The organism is Azonexus hydrophilus (genome assembly GCF_905120355.1).
GTDB lineage: Bacteria > Pseudomonadota > Gammaproteobacteria > Burkholderiales > Rhodocyclaceae > Azonexus.
This window is the reverse complement of record NZ_CAJHOB010000001.1, coordinates 199,312-218,256: the sequence shown is the minus strand read 5'-3', so window position 1 is coordinate 218,256 and position 18,945 is coordinate 199,312. Positions and strand designations below refer to the sequence as shown.

The window sequence follows — 18,945 nt, the reverse complement described above, 5'->3', positions numbered from 1 at the left end:
GATTGACAATGAAATGGAGCATGACGGTGAATACATTGCAGCGCAGTCTGTTGTCCTGTGTGCTGGCAGCGTCCTTGAGCCTGCCTGCTTTTGCTGCCGAGCAGGCAGATCCGGGCGTGCCGGCGGGGCGAGTGAAGACCAGCCGGGGCGAAGCGGTGATCGAGCGGGCGGGGCAGAAGCTGCCGGCAGCGGTGGGGGCGCAGGTGTTCGAGAAGGACAAGCTGCGCACTGGCGCCGATGGTGCTCTGGGCGTGACGCTGCAGGACAACACCCTGCTCTCGGCCGGGCCGAATTCCCTGATCGCTCTGGAACGCTTCAATTTCGACAACACCACCCACGACGGCAAACTGTCGGTCGGGGTGCGCAAGGGGACGCTCTCCGTGGCGACTGGCAAGATTGCCAAGCGGGCGCCGGAGTCGGTCGATTTCCATACGCCGACGGCGGTGCTGGGCGTGCGGGGCACGGAATTCGTGGTGGAAGTGATCGGTGGTCGCGATGAATAAGTGGCTTTCCTGTGTGGCGGTACTGTTCCTGTTTGGCTGTGCCAGCGAGCGTGTGGTGCTGCTGCCCTCCCCGGAGGGGGGCAAAAGTGCCGTGGTACTGCGTGACGCCAACGGCGAGCAGGAGCTGAGCCAGCCGTATGCCGCTAGCGTGCGTCGTCTGGGCCTGTCGCATCCGTACCAGGCGAGCGCCGAAGAAGTGCAGGCGCGTTATGGCGCAACACTGGAAGCGATGCCGCCACGGCCAGTGAGCCATGTCCTTTATTTCGTGAGTGGTGCCGACCAGCTGACGGAAGCATCCATGGTTGAGCTCGATACCGTGCGGCGCTTGCTGGCCGAGCGGCCTGCCGCAGAACTGGTGGTGATCGGCCATACCGACACGGTTGGCAGTCGGGAAAGCAACGACGAGTTGTCCCGTCAGCGGGCGGCGAGTGTGCGCGCCATGTTGATCGAAGCCGGATTTCCTGCCGACAAGATGGAAATTGCCGGCCGCGGCGAGCGTGAATTACTGGTGCCGACCGCCAATGAAGTGGACGAGCCGCGCAACCGGCGGGTGGAAATCAACATTCGTTGAACTGTGCAGGTAGCGGCGGGGGAAGCCCGTCGCTGCCGTGCCATTCCAGAAGAACCAGCGTCAGATCATCGAACGGCGCCGTGCCGGCTTCGAACGCGCGCACGCGATCACGTAGCAAGGCACAGCGGTCCTGTAGCGGCAGCGCCGGCAAGTCGGCCAGGCTGGCCTGCAGGCGGGCGCTGCCGTACATATCCTGCGCACTCGCCGCGCCGCTGCCGGCTTCGCTGACGCCATCGGTGTACAGGCAGAGCAGATCACCCGCCTGCAACTGCATGCGGGCGCTGGGATAGGGGTAATCACCCAGGGCGCACAGCGGCGGGCCGGCGATGTCGGCCGTTGGCAGTGGACTGACGTGGCCGTTGCGGAGCAGCAAGGGGGCATCGTGGCCGGCACAGACATATTCGAGCACGCCGGTGCTGACATCGAGGACGCCGATAAAGGCGGTGACAAAAAGATAGGCGGGGTTTTCCCGGCTCAGTTCCCGTTCCAGATCATGGGTGCCGGCGGTGAGATCGGCATGGCGGCGCAGCAAGGTGGCGCCCAGGGTTTTGGCCATGGCCATGAACAGGCTGGCGGGTACGCCTTTGCCGGAGACGTCGGCAATGGTGACGCACAGGCGTGTTTCGTCGAGCATGAAACAGTCGTAATAGTCGCCGCCGACGGCGCGTGCCGGTTCGAGAAGGGCCGCCAGGGTGAAACGGCGCTCGCCGGCAAAGCAGCGGCCGGGGTCGGGCAGCAGACCCATCTGGATGCGGCGGGCAGCATCGAGTTCACCCGCCACACGGGCGGCTTCCTCGCGGCTTTTCTGCAATTGCCGCGCATTCTCGCGGCGCGCATGGTCAGCGCGGATCAATACGTTGCCCAGTTGCATAATGAAGGCGGGTGACAGCAGCAGGAACAGGCTGGCGCCGTCGAACAGCCAGCCGCCGTAGGCAAAGGCAGCATAGCCGGCGGTCAGGAGGAGGCCACCGGTTGCGGCGAAAGTCGCCACGGCATAGCGCGGTTTCCAGCGTGACAAAACCCACAGGAGGGCGCTGCCGATGACCAGCAGCAGCACGATTTCCAGCCAGGGCAACCAGAATGGGCGCTGCAAGGCGTGGCTGGCGAGCAGGCTCTCGATGACCTGAGCGTGAATGTCACTGCCGGGCAGGCTGTCGCCGAGCGGGGTAACGATACGGTCTTGCAGGCCGATGCTGTTGAAGGCAATCAACACCAGTCGCTGGTTGAAGGTTTCCGGGGGGTAGAGACCGGCCAGCACGTCGGCGGCCGAGAGATGATGCGCGGCGCTGGGACGGCTGAAGTGCAGCAGGATTTCGCCATTGGCCTGGGTGGGCAGGTGGTAGTCACCGAGGTGAATGGCCCGCAGGCCATGGCTGTCATAGTCGATTTCGACCACGTCATGCCCCAGCGCCTGCCGCACCATTTCCAGCGGTAGCGACAGGTAGGGTTGGTCGGCGATGAAGGCAATGCTGGGGACCCGGCGCAGGACGCTGCGCTGATCGTGGTTGGCCGCTTCGCCCGGACCGGCATTGATGAAACCTTCGCCGGCAGCGGCAGCCTGCAGTTGCGGCAGGCTGGACAGGGCGCTGGAAAAATGCGGCAGTGGGGCTTGCTGGTCAGCCGGCAGGGGCAGGCGCGGCAGGGGGTGGACGGGCAGGCGGGCACCGGGCAGGGGGCGGCTGAGGCCGATGGTGGCCAGTACGGTGGCGGGCGCCTGCAATGCTGTCTGCAGCGCGTCATCGGGGTCGGGCAGGCCAGCCAGGCTGGTGGCCTGGTCGGCGGGTAGTCGGCGGGCAATGAGCTCGGGGGCGTTCTGGTCGCGCTCGGCAAAGACCATGTCCAGCCCAAGCGCCAGCGGCTCGCCGGCGTGCAGGGTGTGTACAAGGCGGGCCAGCAGATCGCGCGGCCACGGCCACTGGCCGTATTCAGCCAGGCTCTTGCTGTCGATGCCGACGATCAGTACTGGCTGGTCGGGGTGCTGCGGGCGCGGGGCAAAGCGTTGGTAACGGTCGAACAACGCCGATTGCAGTGCCTGCAGCGGCGTACTTTCGAGATGGTGAAGCAGGAAGGCGCCCGCGCCCAGAAGAATCACCGGAAGCCAGCGCCACCACCGTTTGTGCATGGGTCAGCTACAGGGTGACGGTGAGGCCGTCATAGGCAGAAATGATCTCCAGCGGTGCGCGTTCGCCGCGGGTGAGCTTTTCCAGACGACGGGTTTCTTCCAGTAGATGACTGAGCTGATTGTCATCGTTCGATGGCTCGTGGTGGAACAGGGCCAGCCGGCGGGCCGCCGCAGCCTGGCACAGTTCGACGCCGACCACGTTGCTGGAGTGCCCCCATTCGGCCTTGACCGAGGCTGCCTCGGCCAGCGAATACATGGCATCGAAAATGACCAGATCTGCTTTGTGGAAGAATTTGGCAAAGCCGCTGAGGTCTTCCTTGTCGTCCAGCCGGTGTTCCGAATCGGTGCTGTAGACCACGGTCTTGTCGATGCTTTCGAAGCGGTAGCCGTAGGAATCGCCCGGGTGTTTCTGCAGTTTCGGGGTGACGTTGAGGCCGCTGATGAAGTGCGCTTTACCCGGGGTCATCAGGTCGAACTCGATGTCGGCGCCGGCCTGGGTGTAATCCACCGGAAAATTGGGGGCCCGCATCTGGCGGCGGAACGCTTCTTCCAGCCCGCTGTGGCAGCCGTGAATGATGATCCGGTTGCCGGGAATGTAGATCGGCGTGAAAAAGGGGATGCCCATCAGGTGATCCCAGTGCAGATGGGAAATGAAGAGGTGATACACCTGCGGGTTGGGGACGCCGTAACGGGCAATCTTGCTCTGGCCGAGGGGGCGGGCGCCGGTGCCGACATCGCAGATGAAATGCTCCGGGCCGTCGGTGACGATCTCGACGCAGGAAGAGTTGCCGCCAAACGTGCCGTGCACGGCAAACGGCAGCGCCTCGATGAAGGCGTCGAGCTCGGCCTGCTTGCGGAAACTGCGGCCATTGGCGGCCAGCAGTGCGCTGCTGATCTTGGCGCGGATGTTGGCGTGCGTGATCGAGGTGGGCAGGGAGCCGCGGGTGCCCCAGAAAATGACCTGTTTCATGTGCCGAGCACCTCGCAGGCTGCGTTCACGGTGGCGTAACAGGGGACGATCAGATTGAAACGGCTGATCGTGAACACTTCCTGCACCAGCGGCGTCAGCGCGGCCAGGGCGAAACTGCCGCGCTGCGCCTTGGCCTGACGCGCGGCCAGCATGAGTACGCGCAAGCCGGCGGAACTGATGTAAACCACACCGGAGAAATCGAGAATCAATGCGGGTTGGCCGGCGGCGCACTGTTCCAGCAAAGGTTTCAGTTCCTGAGTGAACTCTTCTGTGACCGCCTGGTCTATACGCCCCGTAACACGTGCGACGCGGGTGCCTTTTTGTTCGTAAACAGGGAGTTTCATCGTCGGGTCAGATCGAATTGAACAGAGGTTTGATCCTGACACTCCTGCCAGGAACGCAACGGAAACAGCAAAAGCAATCTGCCGCAGCAAGTCCGGAGGCGGCAGGGCGGACCACCGCAACACTACAGCGTGGCACCCGCTTCCGGACTCCTGTGCGCCGCTGTGGCAAGCGACCGCGCCCGCAGGCTGCGTGAATCATCAAGCGGGGGAGTATGCCACGCTCTCTTCATCCATTATGTAAAATATTGCATGCACACTTTTTCCGACTTTGCCAGCACGCCGCCCCTGTTTTCCCGCCGCAAGTTCTGGGCGCACCGCTTCGGCCCGGCGCCTTTCCTGCCCATGTCGCGCGCCGAGATGGAGCAGCTGGGCTGGGATTCCTGCGACATCATCCTGATCACGGGTGACGCCTATATCGATCATCCCAGCTTTGGCATGGCGCTGACCGGTCGTTTGCTGGAGGCACAGGGATTCCGGGTGGGCATCATCAGTCAGCCGGATTGGCATTCGGCAGCGGATTTCCGCCGCCTGGGCAAACCGAATCTGTTTTTCGGCGTCACCGCCGGCAACATGGATTCGATGATCAACCGTTATACCGCCGACCGCAAGCCGCGCTCGGATGATGCCTATACGCCGCATGCCGTCGCCGACAAGCGCCCGGACCGGGCATTGACGGTCTATGCCCAGCGTTGCCGCGAAGCGTTCTCCGGCGTGCCGGTGGTGATCGGTTCGATCGAAGCCAGCCTGCGCCGCATCGCCCATTACGATTACTGGTCGGACAAGGTGCGCCGTTCGGTACTACCCGACTCGAAGGCCGATCTGCTCATCTTCGGCAATGCCGAGCGGGCGCTGGTCGAGGTGGCGCACCGTCTGGCGCAGGGCGAACCGATCAGCAGCATCCGCGATTTGCGTGGCACGGCCTTCATGGTGCCGCCCGGCTGGCTGCCCGGGGCAGAGTGGTCGCAACTCGACTCGACCGAGATCGATACGCCGGGGCCGGTGGAGCGGCCGAAGAATCCCTACGATGCCGAGGAAAGCCCGGCTGCCGCGAAGCCCGTGGCGGTCGAGAAGACGGTGCGGCTGGTCAGCCGGGAAGAACGTTTGCGCGCCTGGCGCAGCGAGCGGGCGCATACCGTGGTCAGGTTGCCGTCCTACGAGCAGGTCAAAGGCGATCCGGTGCTGTACGCGCATGCTTCGCGCACCTTTCACCTCGAATCGAATCCGGGCAATGCCCGCGCGCTGGTGCAGGCGCACGGCGAGCGCGATGTCTGGCTGAACCCGCCGCCGTTGCCGCTGACGACTGCCGAACTCGATGGCGTCTACGAATTGCCCTACGCACGGCGGCCGCATCCGGCGTACGGTGAGGCCAAAATTCCCGCCTGGGAGATGATCCGCTTTTCGGTGAACATCATGCGTGGCTGCTTTGGCGGCTGCACGTTCTGTTCCATCACCGAACACGAAGGTCGCATCATCCAGAGCCGCTCGGAAGCGTCGGTGCTGCGCGAAATCGAGGAGATGCGCGACAAGACTCCGGGCTTTACCGGCGTGGTGTCCGATCTTGGCGGCCCGACCGCCAACATGTATCACCTGAAGTGCAAGGACGAAAAAATCGAAGCCGCCTGCCGTCGTTTGTCCTGTGTCTATCCGGACATCTGCGAGAACATGAACACTGACCACGCGCCGTTGATTTCGCTTTACCGCAAGGCGCGCAGCCTGAAAGGCGTGAAGAAGATCCAGATTGGCTCCGGTTTGCGTTACGACCTGGCGGTGCGCTCGCCGGAGTACATCCGCGAGCTGGTCACGCACCATGTCGGGGGCTACCTGAAAATTGCGCCGGAACATACCGAGGCCGGCCCGCTGTCAAAGATGATGAAGCCCGGCATCGGGGCCTATGACCGCTTCAAGCAATTGTTCGATCGCTTCTCGCGCGAGGCCGGCAAGGAGCAGTACCTGATCCCCTACTTCATCGCCGCTCACCCCGGTACGACCGACGAGGACATGCTCAACCTGGCGCTGTGGCTGAAAAAAAACAATTTCCGCCTCGATCAGGTGCAGGCGTTCGTGCCCACGCCCATGGCGCTGGCAACCACCATGTACCACACCGAAAAAAATCCCCTGCGCAAGCTGCAGCGCCAGGGCGGTGAAAGCGTCGGGGCCGTGCGTGGTGCCCGCCAGCGCCGGCTGCACAAGGCCTTCCTGCGTTATCACGATCCGGACAACTGGCCGCTGCTGCGCGAGGCGCTGCAGGAGATGGGGCGCACTGACCTGATCGGCAATGGCAAGCGACAACTCGTCCCCGCCTGGCAGCCCGCCGGCACCGGCCTGAATTGTGCGCAGAAAAAAGCGGTTGGCGGCAAACCCGCCGCCCCGGCCAAGCCTTTCGCGGCCAGCAAGGCCGTGCCCGGCAAGAAAGCCTATCCCGCCCGTGTTTCTGGCGTGCGCCCTGCCAGCGGGCAGAGTGCAGGCAAGACGAGCGGCAAGCCAGCGGGCAAACCTGCAACACGTAAAACGCCGCGTTGATTTTCCGGCTGTTTGTAAAAGTGTGGGCGCCAAAGACGGGGTATGTACGTCACTCCAAGCAAAAGTTGCAAACGCTTTTGCTGGCAGCGTGGTTACGCTGTACAGTTTTGTGGTCGCAAATCGTGAATTCTTGTTGTCTCGGAGGTGGCTTCAATGACGGCTAGAGATGTTGAATCTGCACTGCTTGCCCGATGCTCGGCAGTCGCTCGGGAAGCCACGCAGACGGCACAGGATCAGAAAGAGGCCAACGTGTTTCAGTTGGCCGCCATGGTTGTGCAGTCACAGTTTCCAACCGAGTCGAAGTGCCTGATGCAAGCGAGCGATCGGTATTTTGCGGCGCATCCGAATGAGCGGCTAAGTTCGGCTGAAGTCGTCAGGCGAGGTTGGGTGATGAGCTTGCCGCGTTTGCGCGATATGCTTTCGCGTCAACTGCACTGGGGCTGAGGTGATGCCAGCAAGTCCTCTATTCCATACCCAAACCGCCCTTGCCGAAGGGCTGAGAGAGCTGTTCAGGCAACTTGAAGAAAGACTCTCGCTCCGTAGCCCGGTGAATGTCTATTTGGCTGGGGGCATGGCCGTTCATCTCTACACGTCAGATCGTGTCACAACGGATGTTGATGCGGAGTTCGGTGCGCGCGTATTCATTCCCAACGATTTGATCGTCGATGTCACGCTGGAAGATGGGACTCGCGGGGCCGTCCATTTCGACACCAATTACAACTCGACCTTTGCCTTGCTGCACGAGGACCATACCGAAGATGCTATTCCCTTGGATATGGGGATAGAGAATATTCGGCTTTATGTCCTCTCCCCCCTTGATTTGGCAGTCAGCAAGATTGCCCGGTTCGCCGACAATGACAAGGATGATATTGCCGCTTTGGTTCGACTTGGCCTGACGAGTGCTGATGCGATCGAACAGCGCGCTACAAGTGCCTTGGCGGGTTACATCGGCGGAGAGGCCATGCTGAGATTAAATCTGCGGGATGCGGTCGCTCTGGCGCGTGAAGTAGAAAGCGAACGCATTATGGCGCAGCGATTCGCAGACCTGCCTCTTCTGGAAAAACGTGCTGGAGCGGCACACACCTTCTGGCAATACGCTACCGAAGCCACCAAGGTGCATGGCTTTGATGGCGTGGACTGGGCTGATGTCGAGCGAAAGACCATCGTCGAAAGCATCTCCGAGAATGGTCAAGCACCTTCTGATGTCGCGGACGTGATTTGCCAGCATAGCCCGGGGGCTGTGACCAAGACGAAGCAGGACAATGTGCGGGCCTTGGTTGTCGGGCTTGCTCCTGAACTTCAGGCGCAATATGCCAAGGCGCAAAGCGAGAAAAGATGCGAGCGATGAAGTGAGCTTCAGCCAAATTTTACGAGTAGCTATTTTCCCCTGTTCCTTTTTTAATCCTTTACCTACTGCCCATGTCCCAGGAAACCACATACGAAAAAATTGGCGGCGCTGCCGCTGTTGCCCAACTGTGCGAGCGTTTTTATCAGCGCATGGCGGAAGCCCCGCAGTTCGCCGAGTTGCGCGCCATGCACCCGGAAGACCTGAGCAGCTCGCGTGACAAGCTCTACAAATTCCTTTCCGGCTGGTTTGGTGGTCCGGATCTGTTCGTTGAGGAATATGGCCATCCCCGCCTGCGCCAGCGGCACATGCCCTTCGCCATCGGCGAAAAAGAGCGCGACCAGTGGGTGGCCTGCATGTTGCTGGCGATGGACGATGTGGGCATCGCCGAGGAATTGCGCATGAAGCTGCTGCAGAATTTCTTCAACACCGCCGATTTCATGCGTAACCAGGCCGGCTGACGATGCCGGAGGCAAACGACCTGGCGGCCGTGCGTGCCGCCGTGCTCGCGTTTCGCGATGCGCGTGACTGGCGGCAATTCCATTCGTTGAAGAACCTCATCGTTTCGCTCAATCTGGAAGCGGCGGAGTTGTTGGAATTGACGCAATGGCGGCGCGACGAAGAAGTGGAGGCGCTGCCGGCTGACCCGGTGCAGGCCGAAGCCCTGGCCGACGAATGCGCCGATGTGTTGCTTTACCTGATCCTGATCGCCGAGCAGGCCGGCATCGACCTGTGCGCGGCAGCACAGGCCAAGCTGGTAAAAAACGCCGCCAAATACCCGGTCGCCAAAGCGCGCGGCTCGAGGGAGAAATATACCCGGCTTGGTTGAGGCGGCGGCGATGCCGCGCAGGCGGAACCCAGCTAGTCCGTTTCGCTTTCCAGCACGTAACGGGCGTTGTCGTCTTGGGCGAGGAGGCGGGTGAGCACTGGGAGGGTGGCGTGCAGGGTTTTTTCCAGCGTCCACGGCGGGTTGATGATGAACATGCCGCTGCCGTACATGCCGAACCCCTGCCGGTCCGGTGCGCGGACTTTCAGGCTGGCGTTGAGCCAGTTGAATTTGTGTCGGCTGTCGCGGCCCAGGCGTTTCAGGCGTTCCGGGAGTTCGCGCGCTTCGCGCTTGGGCAACAGCGGGTACCACAGGGCGTAGGTGCCGGTGGCAAAGCGGGTTAGCGCGTCCTGCAGGGTTTTGATGACGGCACTGTAATCGTTGCTGGTTTCGTAGGAGGGATCGATCAGCACCAGTGCCCGGCGCGGCGGCGGGGGGAGCAGGGCTTTCAGGCCGGCGAGGCCGTCGCCCTCGGTGATGTTCACCTGGCGACCGGCAGTGCGGAAGTTTTCACGCAGGAGCCGGGCATCGCTGCTGTGCAGCTCGAACAGGCGCAGGCGGTCACTGTCGCGCAGACACTGGCGCGCCAGCCAGGGGGAGCCGGGGTAGTGCTTGAGCGCACCGTCCGGGTTGAGCATGCGGACGAAATCGAGGTAATCGGCTGCCGCCGGGGGCAAGCCACTGGCCTGCCACAGCCGGCCGATGCCTTCCTGCCATTCGGCGAGTTTCATGGCGTGTGGCGCATCCAGCGTGTAACAGCCGGCGCCGGCATGAGTGTCGATGATCCAGAAGGGCGCAGCTTTCTCCCCCATGTAGTGGGCGATCTGCAGAAGGATCAGGTGTTTGAGCACATCGGCGTGGTTGCCGGCGTGATAGGCGTGGCGGTAACTGAGCATGGGGGCAGTATACTGCGCCGCTATGCCGCTCATCGAAAGCTTTTTCATCCTCTTTGTCGCTGCGCTGGTCTGGTACTGGCTGGACAGCCTGAAAGCCCGCGAGGCCGGGGTGCTGGCGGTGCGCGCTGCCTGCCGCGAGGAAGGGGTGCAGCTGCTCGATGAGACGGTGCTGGGGCGTTTTTGTGGTTTTGCCCGCGATGCGGCCGGGCATCTGAAAATCCGCCGCCAGTACGCTTTCGAATACAGCGATACCGGCGATAACCGCCGCCCGGGCAAGGTTGCCCTGCTTGGCCACGAGATCGAATGGTTGCAGTTACGGCCGCAGCTTTACGTGGTTCCGGTGTCTTCCTCTTCCCGCTCTGATACAGAAATATGACGACTTCCATCGCACACATCGATTTTCACGGCCAGCCTGCGCTGCGCCTGCACGGCCCGCAGGGCAGCGAGGCCACTGTCAGCCTGTTCGGCGCCCAGGTGCTGTCGTGGCGGACGCCGGACGGGCGCGAACGCCTCTATCTTTCGGAGCAGGCGCGCTTCGACGGTGCCAGCGCCATCCGTGGTGGGGTTCCGGTCTGCTTTCCGCAATTCGGCACGCTTGGGCCGCTGCCCCGACATGGACTGGTGCGGACGCGCGCCTGGTCGGTTGCCAGCGAGCGCAGTGGCGATGATTACGCGTTGCTGACCCTGGCCTGCAATGACGATGCCGACAGTCGTGCCCTCTGGCCGCATGCCTTTGGGCTTGAACTGACGGTGATGCTGGAAGCGGATCGTCTCGATCTCGAGTTGTGCGTGACGAATCCCGGCGAGCGCAGTTTTGATTTCACCGCCGCCCTGCACACTTATCTGCGGGTGGTGCAGGTGGAAGATGTTGCTGTCGAAGGTTTGTACGGCCACCACTATCGCGATGCGCTGGCTGATGACGTCGTGCAGCGTGACAGCGGCACCGAATTGTGTCTCGAAGGCGCAACAGACCGGGTCTATCGCCAGATCCGCCGGCCGCAATTGCTGCGCGCCGGCAATCTCAGCCTGGGACTGCAGCAGCAGGGTTTTCCCGATACGGTGCTGTGGAATCCGTGGGCGACGGGCTGTGCTGCCACGCCGGATCTGCCTGCTGATGACTGGCGGCATTTTCTCTGCATCGAAGCGGCGGCGGCTGACACGGTGCAGACGCTGGCCGCAGGTGAGGAATGGTACGGACGGCAGACCTTGCTGGCGGTTTGACCGCCGGGATGTGACAAACGCTGCTCAACTGGGTGCTGATCTGGCCAATTCGTCTTCCAGCCAGGCTTTCAGCACCACAGCCTGGTTATGCTCACAATCACGGGCGGCAAAGAGCAGGGTGATATTGCCGCTTGCCATGTGTCGGCGCAGTTCCGCCAGTACCTGTGGCTGGCGCTGGCGCAGGGCAGTCAATTCGGCCCGGTAGCGGGCGGAAAACTCAGGCCACTTGTCGAGTTCATGGCCGAACCAGCGGCGCAATTCAGCGGAGGGTGCGATCTCCTTCAGCCAGTGATCGAGGGCGGTTTCTTCCCGGCGCACGCCCCGGGGCCACAGGCGATCCACCAGCACACGCCAGCCGTCGTTGACGGCGGCGGGGGCATAAATCCGTTTGGTGAAGATCGTCATGATCAACTCCTGGGCGTCCGTATCGCACAGACAACATGCGGGGCCACCTGCTGGCCAGAGTGCTCCTTCTTCAGGGTCTGTACAGCCGCTGAAAGTTCCCGCTGCCAGAGTCTCCTGTAACTGTCGGTAACGCCGCGTGCCGGCAGGGGCGGGCTGGTTTATAGTGGCGGCCTATGTCGGCCCACCTTCCTTTTCTCTCCCGTCTGCTTGCCTTCGTTCTGGCATTGACCGTGCTCGCGCCCGGTTTTGGCTGGGAAATGGCGGGCGAGGCGGCGGGGCACGCCAGTATCGAAACGGCGCATGCGCTGAAGCATGCCGCCGGCGATACGCACGAAGCGTGTGCCCTGCACGATGGCGGGTACGCCAGCGAGCATGCCGGGTGCGCGACGCCGGAACAGTGCGTCAGCACACAACATCATTGTTGCCCTGGGCACACGCTGGGCCACGTGCCTGTCTATCTGGCGGCGGCACCGAAGCTGTCGTTGCTGACAGTAACCCAGGCCATGATCAGGGCTGACGCGGCGGTGTTTACCTCACGCGTTCCCCAGGGCCTGGAGCGACCGCCCAAACACGCCGCCGCCTGAGTGTCGGCGGTATTCCTGCGGTGCCTTGCTGCGCTGGTGCGCAGCCTTCCCGGTTCATTTGACTGAACGGGCCCGCCGGGCCACCGACTGTATCTGATTCAGTCGGAGATTTTCCATGGTGTGTCCTGGGCAGAAAAAAACGGCAACCCCGAGGCGGGTTGCGCTGGGGGCTGTGCTGGCGTTGCTGGCCGGTCTGGCTGCGGCGGCGGTCGAACCGGTGCCGGTGGTGGTGGCGGAGAGCGAGTCATTTGAAATCGTCGGCCGCTGGTACGAGGATGGCTTGCGTCTGTATGTCGATGCGGCGCCGGACAATACGCCGGTGCTGGCGGCGCAACTGACGGTCGAAGCCCAGGGCGAGGAAATTGTCGCTGCTTACGATGCAGCGGCCGGTCTGTACCGGATCGATGACGCCGCCTGGCTGGCGCGCTTGCGCCCTGCGGGTGCGTACCCTCTGGCCTTTACCGTGCTGACGGACGAGACGGCCGATGTGCTGGCGGGCGATTTGGTGGTTGGTTCCGCTGAGTCACCCGGCGTGGCGGCGGTAAGCACGCATACGGCGCGCTGGCTCGTCCTGCTGGCGGGTGTGGGCGGGCTGGTGGTGACTCTGGCCTGGCGGCGGCGCGGCAAGCGAGGTGCGGCATGAACCGAATGCAGCGAGCAGCACTGGTTGCCGTCTGGGGGGCGTTTTGCCTTGCCGTACCCGGGCTGGCGCATGAGGGGCACGATCACGGCGATGCGCCGGTACAGTTGCCGGATACGGGTGATCAGCCGAAACGGCTGGCCGACGGCAGTGTTTTTCTACCCAAACCGACTCAGCGCCAGCTGGCGATACGGACCCAGGTGGCACAGCAGTTGGCGGTGCCGCAAAGCATCGAATTGAGCGGACAGGTGGTACTTGATCCGCAACGTGGCGGGCGGGTGCAGGCGTTGCTGGCCGGGCGGCTGGAGGCCGGGGCGCAGGGTTTGCCGTTGCCGGGGAGCCGGGTGAAGAAGGGGCAGGTGCTGGCACGCATTCTGCCGGCGGCCGGGCAACTGGAACGGGCCGGGCAGGTGGCGCAGCTGGCCGAGTTGACAGCGGCCTTGCAGCTGGCGGAGAAGCGGTTGGCGCGGCTGCAGGAATTGCGCGACAGTGTGCCGGGCAGGGAGATCGAGGCCGCCGCCAGTGAAATCGGTAGCCTGCGTGCCCGGGTGGCCGCGCTCAATCAGGGCTTGTCCGGCAGTGATGCCCTCATTGCGCCGGTGGATGGCGTGGTGGCTGCGGTCAATGGCGTGGCCGGACAGGTGGTTGAGGCGGGCGCGCTGATTTTTGAAATCACCGATCCCGATAGCCTGTTTGTCGAGGCCAGCGCGTATGCGGGCTTGCGCGTGCAGGACATCGCCCGGGCCTATCTGGCTGCGGACAGTAGCGGCACGGCCCCGGCGGAGGCCGGTCTGGCGCTGGAATTTCTCGGCGCTGCCCGGCGTTTGCGCGAACAGACGCTGCCCTTGCTGTTTGGCGTGCGGGCGCCGGGGGCGGGTGTGCACTGGCCGCTGGGGCAACCGGTCAGGCTGCAGGTGCAGCTGGCGCAGGAGGTGGCGGGCGTGCCGTTGCCGAGTGCTGCGCTGGTGCGTACGCCGGCCAATCTGCCGGCGGTCTGGGTCAAGGTGCATGCCGAGCAGTTCGTGTTGAAGAGCGTGCGCAGCGAACCGCTTGATGGGCAGCGGGTAGTGGTGCGTGATGGTCTGCAGGCGGGAGACCGGGTGGTGGTGTCCGGGGCTGGCCTGATCAGCCAGATCCGCTGAGGAGGCCGCATGTTTCAGTGGTTACTGGAAAAAAGTCTGGCCGCCCGTTTGCCGGTGCTGGTCGCCGCCTGCGTCCTGATGCTGTACGGCGCCTTTCAGGCACAACGGCTGCCAGTCGATGTCTTTCCCGATCTCAACCGACCGACGGTGACCTTGATGACCGAAGCGGGCGGCATGGCGCCGGAAGAGGTGGAGCAGTTGATCAGCTTCCCGCTGGAAACCGCGCTCAGCGGTTTGCCCGGTGTCAGCAGCGTGCGTTCGGTATCGGCAGCAGGGTTGTCGTTCGTCTACGTCGCTTTCGACTGGCAAACCGATCTCTACCGGGCGCGGCAGATGGTGAGCGAGCGCCTGGGCGGGTTGGCCAGCGAATTGCCGGCAGGCATCACGCCGAGCATGGGCGCAGTGTCTTCGGTGATGGGCGAAGTGATGATGCTGGCGATTCCGTTGGCGGCGGAGCAGGGGGATGCCATGGCTGCCCGCGAGTACGCCGACTGGGTGCTGCGGCCGCGCCTGCTGGCGGTGGCCGGCGTGGCGCAGGTGATTCCGATCGGCGGCGCGGTGCGGCAATATCAGGTCCAGCCTGATAGCCGGCGCATGAACGAACTGGGTATCAGCCTGGAACAACTGGAAAGCGCCTTGCGCGGGTATTCGACGAACAGTTCCGGCGGCTTTCTCGAAATCAATGGCCGCGAATACCTGATCCGCCATCTGGGGCGGAGCGCGCAGCTGGAGGATTTGCGCAATCTCGCCCTGGGGGCGCGTAACGGACAGCCCATCTTGTTGCGGCAAGTCGCCCGGGTCGATTTCGCGGCGGCGGTGAAGCGCGGCGATGCGGGTTTCAACGGTGCGCCGGCGGTGGTGTTGAGTATCCAGAAGCAGCCCAATGCCGACACCATCGATCTCACCCGGCGTCTGGAAGCGGCGTTGGCGGACATGAAAAACAACCTGCCTGCGGGCGTGCTGGCGCCGGAAGTGTTTTTCCGCCAGGCCGATTTCATCAAGTCCTCGATCGACAACCTGCAACTCAAACTGCTGTTTGCCGCCTGCCTGGTCGCCGGGGTGCTGTTCTTTTTCCTCGGCAACCTGCGCACCATGCTCATTTCGCTGACCGCCATTCCGCTCTCGATCCTGATTGCGGTACTGGTGTTCGACTGGTTCAAATTATCAATCAACACCATGACCCTGGGCGGGCTGGCGATTGCCATTGGCGAACTGGTCGATGATGCGGTGGTGGATGTGGAAAACATCCTGCGGCGCATGCGCGCGGCCGCGGCGCAGGGGCAGCCGTACGATGTGCGCGAGCTGGTGATCAAGGCTTCGCTCGAAGTACGTTCGGCGATTGTCTACGCCACCTTCATCATCGCCCTGGTGTTCGTGCCCTTATTCGCCTTGCCCGGCATCGAGGGGCGCTTGTTCGTACCGTTGGGCGTGGCGTACATCGTTGCCATCCTGGCCTCGCTGCTGGTGTCGGTGACGGTGACGCCGGTGCTGTCCTACTACTTGTTGCCGGCGCTGGTGGCGCGCCGGCATGTGGACACCGCGCTGGTCAGTCGCCTCAAACGTGCATATCAACCGCTGCTCGAGCGGGTGCTGGCAGCCCCCCGGGGGCCGCTCATGAGTGCGGCGGCCGCTGTGTTGCTGGCGGTGGCCGCCGTGCCGTTTTTCCCCACCACTTTTCTGCCACCGTTTAACGAAGGCTCGATGACCGTGACCTTACGCCTCGATCCCGGGGTGACGCTGGCTGAATCGGTGCAGGTGGCCACCCAGGCCGAACTGTTGTTGCGTGCGGTGCCGGAGATCGCCCAGATCGGGCGTCGTTCCGGACGCGCCGAGCTGGATGAGCATGCCGAAGGCGTGCATGTGTCGGAACTGGAATTGCGTTTGCAACCTGGCGGGCGCGACAAGGAGGCGGTGCATGCGGACATCCGTGAACGCCTGAAGCATCTGCCTGGCAGCTTGAATCTGGGGCAGCCGATTTCGCACCGGATCGATCACATGTTGTCCGGGGTGCGGGCGCAGGTGGCGGTGAAGTTGTTCGGTGACGATCTCGATCTGTTGCGCAGTCAGGCGCATGTGTTGCGCGAGAAGCTGCAGCAGATTCCCGGCGTGGCCGATCTCGAGATCGAGAAACAGGTGCTGGCGCCGCAGATCCGGGTCGCGGTCGATTTTGCCGCCGCCGCCCGCTATGGTCTGGCGCCCGGGGCGTTGCTGCGGGAACTGCAGATTCTGGTCGAAGGAGAAAAGATCGGCCAGATCATCGATGGCAACCGGCGATTCGACCTGCGCTTGCGTTTGCCGGAAGAGGGGCGGGGGCCGCAGAGCCTGCAGGCGTTGCTCATCGAGACCCCGTTGGGGGCGGTGCCCCTGGCGCAGCTGGCGCGCATCGAGGAGAGCGACGGGCCGAACCAGATTGCGCGCGATGACGGCCGGCGACGCATCGTGCTGTCGCTCAATGCGCAGGGGCGGGCGCTGTCCGAGGTGGTGGCCGACGTGCGCGCAGCGATTGCCGGGACGCCGCTGCCCAGCGGCTACTTCATCACCCTGGGCGGGCAATTCCAGGCGCAGGAGGAGGCCGCGCGCCTGATTGCCCTGCTGGCGACCGGTTCGGCCCTGCTGGTGTTCATGGTGCTGTACGGGCGCTACCGTTCGGCGCTGCTGGCGATTCTGGTCATGGCCAACGTGCCGTTGGCGTTGGTGGGGGCGGTGCTTGGGCTGTGGTTGTCGGGGCAGCCGTTGTCGATTGCCGCCTTGATCGGATTCATTACCCTGGCCGGCATCGCGACGCGCAATGGCATTCTCAAGGTCAGCCACTGGCTCAACCTGATGCGCTTCGAAGGTGAGCGCTTCACCCGGGAGATGATCGTGCGCGGCGCGCAGGAACGTCTGACGCCCGTGCTGATGACCGCATTGGTGGCGGCGTTTGCCCTGGCACCCCTGCTTTTCGAGGCCGGACAGCCGGGGACTGAAATCCTGCATCCGGTGGCCGTGGTGATTTTCTCCGGCCTGATTGGCGCGACCCTGCTTGACACCTTCATCACCCCCGCCCTGTTCTGGCGCTTCGGCCGTAAACCGGCCGAACGTTTGCTCGGCGAATCATTCAACGAAACCCTTTGATACACAGGAGTGACATCATGAAACGACTGATTTTCCCTTTGTTCCTTGCGGCAGCGTGTGCCGCCCAGCCGCTGTCAGCGCACGAAGGCCATGGCCAGGCGGTGCATGGCGGCACCGTGGCGGAAGCCGGGCAGGCGCAATTCGAAATTGTTGCCGAGGGTGGGCGCATTACCGTGCATGCCAGCAACCATGGCGCACCGCTGGCGACGGCAGGGGCCAGCGGCAAACTGACCGTGCTGTCGGGGACGAAGAAGCAGGAAATCGCTCTGCAGGCGAGCGGCCAGGATCTACTGCAAGGCGATGGTCAGCTGGTGGCGGGGGACAAACTGCTGCTGCAGGTCAGCTGGCCGGGGCAGAAGCCCCTGCTGGCGCGGGCCGTGGTGCGTTGAGCGAGGAGAGAAAAATGAATGTATCGAATACACGCCGCCGCCTGCTTGCCGCTGCGGTGCTCCTGCCCTGGTACGGCCTGCTGCAGGCGGAGGCGCCACGGCAGGGTGTGGAGGTCTGGAAAAGTCCGCTCTGTGGCTGTTGCGGCGATTGGGTGGCGCATCTGGAGAAGAATGGTTTTGCCGTCAAGGTGTACGAGGTCGATGATCTTGATGCGCAGCGCCAGCGTCTTGGCATGCCGGCCCGCTACGCTTCCTGTCATACGGCGAAGGTCGGTGGCTATTTGCTGGAAGGGCATGTGCCGGCGGCAGAGATCCGGCGTCTGTTGCGTGAGCGGCCGACAGCGCTCGGGCTGGCGGTGCCCGGCATGCCGGTCGGTTCGCCGGGGATGGACGGGCCGGCCTACGGCGGCCGCAAGGATGCTTACGCCGTGTTGCTGATCGAGCCAACGGGTGCGGCGCGGGTGTTTGCCCGTTATTGAAATGCATCGGCGTTCTTGATCTGCATCGCAGCGGGGAAGTCTGGTCCGGGCTAGGCTGACGGCACTGTTCACTTGCCGCCAACTGTCATGACTCTCCCCGCCTTGAGCTTGCGTCCGTACACCCTGGCCACCCTGCGCGCGGCGCTGGCTGCTGGCTGGCAGATGGCTTGCCGGACGCGCATCCTGTCCTTCCTCTACGCCTTGCCGTTTGCCTTGCTTGGCGTGCTGATGTTCGTGCTGTTGCACGGTCAGGGTCTGCTGCCGTTTGTGCTGGCAGCGGCAGGGGGGTTCATGTTGTTCGGCCCGGTCATGCTGGCGGGTTTTTTTGGCATTGCCCGTGCGGCCGAGCGTGGTGAACCACCCGGTCCCGGTGCAATTGCCGCCGGGTTTTTTCAGGCAGCGCCGGCCCTGTGGGTGCTGGCGCTGGTCTGCCTGCTGTTGTTCCTGATTTTCGCAACGGATGCAGCCATTCTTTACAGCTATATGGTCGGCGGTACGCCATTTACCTTTGCCCATGTTCCGGAGCGGGCGCTGGAAGCTTCGCGCTTTGCCTTCTGGGCGGGGGTGTCGGGTTGTTTCATCGCGGCCCTGGTTTACGTGGTGACGGCTTTTTCCGTGCCCCTGCTGGCGGAACGCCGTGCTGAACTGGTACCGGCAGTGGTGTGCAGCGTGCGGCTGGTGTTTGGCAACCCTGGGCCCGCCCTGGTGTGGGCGGGCATTCTGGGGGTTTTGGGGGTGGGGAGTGCCCTGCTCTTGCCGCTGTTTCCCTTCGTTCTGCCCTGGCTGGCCTATGCGGGACGGGAGCTGGTGCGTCAGGTGGTCGTGGCAGGAGATGAAAAAATTTATTGAAATCCTAGAAACCGCTGCATATACT

At 63.5% G+C, this 18,945-nt stretch carries 20 protein-coding genes; 15 read left to right on the top strand and 5 right to left on the bottom strand.

Annotation, left to right across the window (positions count from 1 at the left end; all coding sequences use genetic code 11):
• Positions 1-8: 8 nt before the first annotated feature.
• Complete coding sequence (locus tag JYJ39_RS01000; RefSeq protein WP_240189488.1) at positions 9-503, top strand: FecR family protein; 495 nt, start codon at positions 9-11, stop codon at positions 501-503.
• Positions 496-1,074: an OmpA family protein gene (locus JYJ39_RS00995; protein ID WP_205201300.1), complete on the top strand. Its 579-nt coding sequence runs from the start codon at positions 496-498 to the stop codon at positions 1,072-1,074. The genes JYJ39_RS01000 and JYJ39_RS00995 overlap by 8 nt, the downstream gene beginning before the upstream one ends.
• On the opposite strand, the gene JYJ39_RS00990 is transcribed toward JYJ39_RS00995, so the two are convergent.
• From JYJ39_RS00990 to JYJ39_RS00980, 3 genes are read right to left on the bottom strand one after another with little or no spacing between them, the layout of a single operon-like run.
• Positions 1,061-3,196: a CHASE2 domain-containing protein gene (locus JYJ39_RS00990; RefSeq protein ID WP_205201298.1), complete on the bottom strand. Its 2,136-nt coding sequence runs from the start codon at positions 3,194-3,196 to the stop codon at positions 1,061-1,063. The genes JYJ39_RS00995 and JYJ39_RS00990 overlap by 14 nt on opposite strands.
• Before the next feature lie 7 nt (positions 3,197-3,203).
• Entirely contained in the window at positions 3,204-4,166 is a 963-nt protein-coding gene (locus tag JYJ39_RS00985) for an MBL fold metallo-hydrolase (RefSeq protein ID WP_205201294.1), read from the bottom strand.
• Positions 4,163-4,510 (bottom strand): STAS domain-containing protein, encoded by a 348-nt coding sequence (locus tag JYJ39_RS00980; RefSeq protein WP_205201292.1) that lies wholly within the window; start codon positions 4,508-4,510, stop codon positions 4,163-4,165. The genes JYJ39_RS00985 and JYJ39_RS00980 overlap by 4 nt, the downstream gene beginning before the upstream one ends.
• Before the next feature lie 342 nt (positions 4,511-4,852).
• Between JYJ39_RS00980 and JYJ39_RS00975 the strand changes: the two genes are divergently transcribed.
• The 4 genes from JYJ39_RS00975 to JYJ39_RS00960 all read left to right on the top strand — a co-directional run bounded on the left by JYJ39_RS00975 (position 4,853) and on the right by JYJ39_RS00960 (position 9,204).
• Positions 4,853-7,030 carry a YgiQ family radical SAM protein gene (locus JYJ39_RS00975; protein WP_240189498.1) on the top strand — a complete coding sequence of 726 codons (2,178 nt, stop codon included), beginning with the start codon at positions 4,853-4,855 and terminating at the stop codon, positions 7,028-7,030.
• Between the two features lie 448 nt (positions 7,031-7,478).
• On the top strand, positions 7,479-8,378 hold the full coding sequence (locus tag JYJ39_RS00970) for a DUF6036 family nucleotidyltransferase (RefSeq protein WP_240189487.1): 900 nt from the start codon (positions 7,479-7,481) through the stop codon (positions 8,376-8,378).
• Positions 8,379-8,449: 71 nt separating this feature from the next.
• The gene (locus JYJ39_RS00965; protein WP_205201285.1) at positions 8,450-8,836 is read left to right on the top strand and encodes a group II truncated hemoglobin; all 387 of its coding nucleotides are present in this window, start codon (positions 8,450-8,452) and stop codon (positions 8,834-8,836) included.
• Positions 8,837-8,838: 2 nt separating this feature from the next.
• A complete protein-coding gene (locus tag JYJ39_RS00960) occupies positions 8,839-9,204 on the top strand; it encodes a nucleotide pyrophosphohydrolase (RefSeq protein ID WP_205201283.1) in 366 nt (121 codons plus the stop codon).
• A gap of 32 nt (positions 9,205-9,236) precedes the next feature.
• Here JYJ39_RS00960 and JYJ39_RS00955 read toward each other — a convergent pair whose 3' ends face one another.
• Positions 9,237-10,097 (bottom strand): 23S rRNA (adenine(2030)-N(6))-methyltransferase RlmJ, encoded by an 861-nt coding sequence (locus tag JYJ39_RS00955; protein ID WP_205201281.1) that lies wholly within the window; start codon positions 10,095-10,097, stop codon positions 9,237-9,239.
• Positions 10,098-10,119: 22 nt separating this feature from the next.
• Between JYJ39_RS00955 and JYJ39_RS00950 the strand changes: the two genes are divergently transcribed.
• Both JYJ39_RS00950 and JYJ39_RS00945 read left to right on the top strand, forming a co-directional pair.
• Positions 10,120-10,473 (top strand): DUF3301 domain-containing protein, encoded by a 354-nt coding sequence (locus JYJ39_RS00950; RefSeq protein ID WP_205201279.1) that lies wholly within the window; start codon positions 10,120-10,122, stop codon positions 10,471-10,473.
• A complete protein-coding gene (locus JYJ39_RS00945) occupies positions 10,470-11,318 on the top strand; it encodes a D-hexose-6-phosphate mutarotase (protein WP_205201277.1) in 849 nt (282 codons plus the stop codon). Before JYJ39_RS00950 ends, JYJ39_RS00945 begins: the two co-directional genes overlap by 4 nt.
• Positions 11,319-11,342: 24 nt before the next feature.
• On the opposite strand, the gene JYJ39_RS00940 is transcribed toward JYJ39_RS00945, so the two are convergent.
• The gene (locus tag JYJ39_RS00940; protein ID WP_205201275.1) at positions 11,343-11,723 is read right to left on the bottom strand and encodes a DUF488 domain-containing protein; all 381 of its coding nucleotides are present in this window, start codon (positions 11,721-11,723) and stop codon (positions 11,343-11,345) included.
• 173 nt (positions 11,724-11,896) lie between these two features.
• On the opposite strand from JYJ39_RS00940, the gene JYJ39_RS00935 reads away from it, so the two are divergent.
• The 7 genes from JYJ39_RS00935 to JYJ39_RS00905 all read left to right on the top strand — a co-directional run bounded on the left by JYJ39_RS00935 (position 11,897) and on the right by JYJ39_RS00905 (position 18,920).
• A complete protein-coding gene (locus JYJ39_RS00935; RefSeq protein ID WP_205201273.1) occupies positions 11,897-12,307 on the top strand; it encodes a hypothetical protein in 411 nt (136 codons plus the stop codon).
• Positions 12,308-12,422: 115 nt separating this feature from the next.
• Positions 12,423-12,950: a hypothetical protein gene (locus tag JYJ39_RS00930; protein WP_205201271.1), complete on the top strand. Its 528-nt coding sequence runs from the start codon at positions 12,423-12,425 to the stop codon at positions 12,948-12,950.
• On the top strand, positions 12,947-14,089 hold the full coding sequence (locus JYJ39_RS00925) for an efflux RND transporter periplasmic adaptor subunit (protein WP_205201269.1): 1,143 nt from the start codon (positions 12,947-12,949) through the stop codon (positions 14,087-14,089). Before JYJ39_RS00930 ends, JYJ39_RS00925 begins: the two co-directional genes overlap by 4 nt.
• Positions 14,090-14,098: 9 nt before the next feature.
• Positions 14,099-17,203, top strand: coding sequence for an efflux RND transporter permease subunit (locus JYJ39_RS00920; protein ID WP_205201267.1), 3,105 nt, complete (start codon positions 14,099-14,101; stop codon positions 17,201-17,203).
• Between the two features lie 17 nt (positions 17,204-17,220).
• Positions 17,221-17,592 (top strand): hypothetical protein, encoded by a 372-nt coding sequence (locus JYJ39_RS00915; RefSeq protein WP_205201265.1) that lies wholly within the window; start codon positions 17,221-17,223, stop codon positions 17,590-17,592.
• A 14-nt stretch (positions 17,593-17,606) separates the two neighbouring features.
• Positions 17,607-18,071: a DUF411 domain-containing protein gene (locus JYJ39_RS00910; protein ID WP_205201263.1), complete on the top strand. Its 465-nt coding sequence runs from the start codon at positions 17,607-17,609 to the stop codon at positions 18,069-18,071.
• 87 nt (positions 18,072-18,158) lie between these two features.
• A complete protein-coding gene (locus tag JYJ39_RS00905; protein ID WP_205201260.1) occupies positions 18,159-18,920 on the top strand; it encodes a DUF2189 domain-containing protein in 762 nt (253 codons plus the stop codon).
• Positions 18,921-18,945: the final 25 nt, after the last annotated feature.